The organism is Mycobacterium sp. GA-1199 (assembly GCF_001500045.1).
GTDB lineage: Bacteria > Actinomycetota > Actinomycetes > Mycobacteriales > Mycobacteriaceae > Mycobacterium.
The window spans coordinates 456,898-459,557 of the sequence record NZ_LQIX01000012.1; the positions used below are offsets into that span (position 1 = coordinate 456,898).

General features: G+C 60.7%; 2 protein-coding genes and 1 pseudogene. All 3 read left to right on the forward strand.

What is annotated here, in order from left to right; all coding sequences use genetic code 11:
* Positions 1-93 precede the first annotated feature (93 nt).
* Positions 94-432, forward strand: a complete 339-nt coding sequence (locus AU198_RS11275) for a hemophore-related protein (RefSeq protein WP_064348150.1) — start codon at positions 94-96, stop codon at positions 430-432.
* 680 nt (positions 433-1,112) lie between these two features.
* Positions 1,113-1,343 carry an MbtH family protein gene (locus AU198_RS11280; RefSeq protein ID WP_064348151.1) on the forward strand — a complete coding sequence of 77 codons (231 nt, stop codon included), beginning with the start codon at positions 1,113-1,115 and terminating at the stop codon, positions 1,341-1,343.
* Between the two features lie 135 nt (positions 1,344-1,478).
* Positions 1,479-2,504 (forward strand): annotated as a pseudogene (locus AU198_RS27020) (condensation domain-containing protein); the annotation flags it as partial.
* Positions 2,505-2,660 lie beyond the last annotated feature (156 nt).

A 2,660-nucleotide genomic window follows, 5' to 3' on the forward strand; every position in this document is an offset into this window, starting at 1 on the left:
GAGCGCGCCGATCGCAGGGCAATGAAACGTTCGAAGGCGGCCGAACGATCAAACGCAATGGAATCTGCATTCATCCGAACGAGAGGTACACACATGATCAGACTGACGATGACCCGAGTTGCCGTTGGCATCGCGGGCCTGGCGCTGTCGGTGAGCGCGGGGGCCGGGGTAGCGTCGGCAACTCCTGACCTCGGTCCGGCTGTAAACACCACCTGCACGTACCCGCAACTCATGGCGGCGTTGAACGCCGCAGATCCAGTGGCCGCGTCGGTTTTCAATGCGTCTGAGCCGATGAAGGCCGGTCTGCAACAATTCCTCGCCTCCCCACCGGATCGGCGCCAGCAGATGGCACAGCAGATTGCGTCGTCGCCGGAGAACCAGCCGTACATCGGTCTCTACCAAACAGTCTTCACCACTTGTAACAACTTCTAGGACACCGGGAAACTCGCTTCGATCCAGGCGCCAACCGTGCGGGCTGCACGGCGAGCCATGCTGAATGGTTGAGCTTATTTACTTACGCCTGGCATCGAAATCGATTTGATCGGGTCCAGTCGGCGTGCGGGCTGATTCGAGTAGTACTCCTCGTGTCAGTCCGCACGCTGTGCTTTCAACCAGTGCGTCTTTGCGAGACACTCGTGACGCCGCCTGCCAGTTGTTTGCCTGTGAGACAGGACTGCATTTCCTGTGGGGCGCCGCTTTTCGCGGCACGGGTTCGCTCGCGCTGCTGACGTGTGTGCATGATTTTGCTGGCCGACGACCATCTCGGCCGGCAGATGAGCATCGGGTGAACCCAGCGTCATATAGCTGCCGCGGAGTCTGGCCCAGGGCCCGACATTTCGGCTTTTCCATTTGTATCCCTGCCTGAAGGCCTCGGGTTCGTGGGCAACGATCTCCTGAGTCAGGGGCGGACACCGGCCGTCAACTCGGCCGACGGTTCGCCGCAGCACAGCCTGATCTCGCTGTGCTCATCCGCCAACATCGTTTGCTGAAACGCTCCGCACCTGCGGAGATGAGGTCGCAAGAAAAAATTTGCCAAACGCCTGAAACGCGTCGGCTCACTTAAGTATGGTTTGGTGCGGTCGCACCCATTAGACGACGCGGTCAGGAGGACTGTGAGTACCAATCCATTCGACGACGACAATGGCACCTTCTTCGTATTGATCAACGAAGAGGAACAACACAGCCTGTGGCCGACTTTCGCCGATGTTCCAGCGGGCTGGCGCGTCGTTTACGGAGAAGCCGATCGCACGTCGTGTCTTGACTACATAGAGCAGAACTGGCCCGACATCAGGCCCAAGAGCCTTCGCGACAGGCTCGCACAGGCCCGAGGTTCTGAAGCCTAAACCGACTGGTTTCTTGGGGGGCTGGTGGATAGCGACAACGAAACACTTCAGCTGACACGGGGGAACGCTTCTGCCTCGCTCGGTGAGGCGCTTCAGCTGACGCGGGGACAACTCGATATATGGCTTGCACAGCAGATGGGCCAACTCGCTACGGAGTGGCACGTCGGCCTGTTCGTGAGGATCGACGGTCGGATTGACCGCGACGCTCTCGAGTGGGCGATCGCCCGTGCGGTGCGCGAAGCCGAGCCGGGGCGGGCTTCGTTCTTCGAAGAAAACGGCCAGGTACTTCAGAAGGCGGTCGATTATCCCGACATCGAGTTGCCGTTCTATGACCTGACCGACTCTGACAACGCGCTGGAAGAAGCCTATCGGATGGCGTTGTCGATCCAAGACACGCCGATGCCTCTCAGCGGGCCGCTGTTCAGATACGCACTGTTCCAGACGCGCGCAGATCAATTTCATCTGTTCGCAGCGTGCCATCACATCGTCGCAGATGGAGCTGGGCTCGTCCTGGTTGGCCATCGCGTTGCATCTCTCTACTCGGCGATCGTTTCCGGTACGCCGATCCCCCCCTCGGTGTTCGGCTCGCTGCGAGACTTGGTGAATTGCGAGTCGGAGTACCAAGCGTCCGATGCATATCAGGATGATCTGGAGTATTGGACCAAGAACATTCCGGGCGAGAGCGCGACCTCCTATCAACTGCCCGGGACGCCGCACCAGCAGGATGCGCAATCGTCCTCCGTGCCAGTGCCATTGGATCGGACGCTGCTCCAGCGAGTCGACGAGATGGCCGACGCCTGGAAGGTGCCCCGATCGTCGGTGATCACCGCGGCATGCGCCCTCTTGGTGTGCGAGTGGAGCGTCGAGGGCGCAGAGGTGGTGCTCGACTTCCCCGTCAACAGAAGGGTCCGTCCCGAGCTGAAGACGCTTCCCGGCATGGTTGCCGGTGTGGTTCCGCTGGTTCTGGCGGTCTCGCCGGAGTCCACGGTGGCCGACTTCTGCGGGTATGTCGACACCCGAATCCGAGAAGCGTTGCAGCATCAGAGGTTTCCGGTTCGGTCCCTCGAGCGAAGGACTCGTGCAGCCGGTCCCCTCCAGTCGGGCGACCGGGTGACGGTCAATTTCCTCCCGTCCATATTCAATCTGTCCTTCGCGGGCGTTGCGGCGTCTGCGTCGTTCACCAATCCTGGCGCCGCCGGCGACGGCTTCGGGTTGCTCTTTCTCAGCGAGGGTGACCAGCTTTTCCTAGGTGTTTCAGGGGCTCTGCAGCCATTCTCGAGTTTTGACGCCGCGGACTTGACGGGCCGCTTGGAGCAA

Bases quoted from the DNA above. Each gene is read 5' to 3' on its own strand.
- AU198_RS11275 (WP_064348150.1), top strand. From the start codon at position 94: ATGATCAGACTGACGATGACCCGAGTTGCCGTTGGCATCGCGGGCCTG.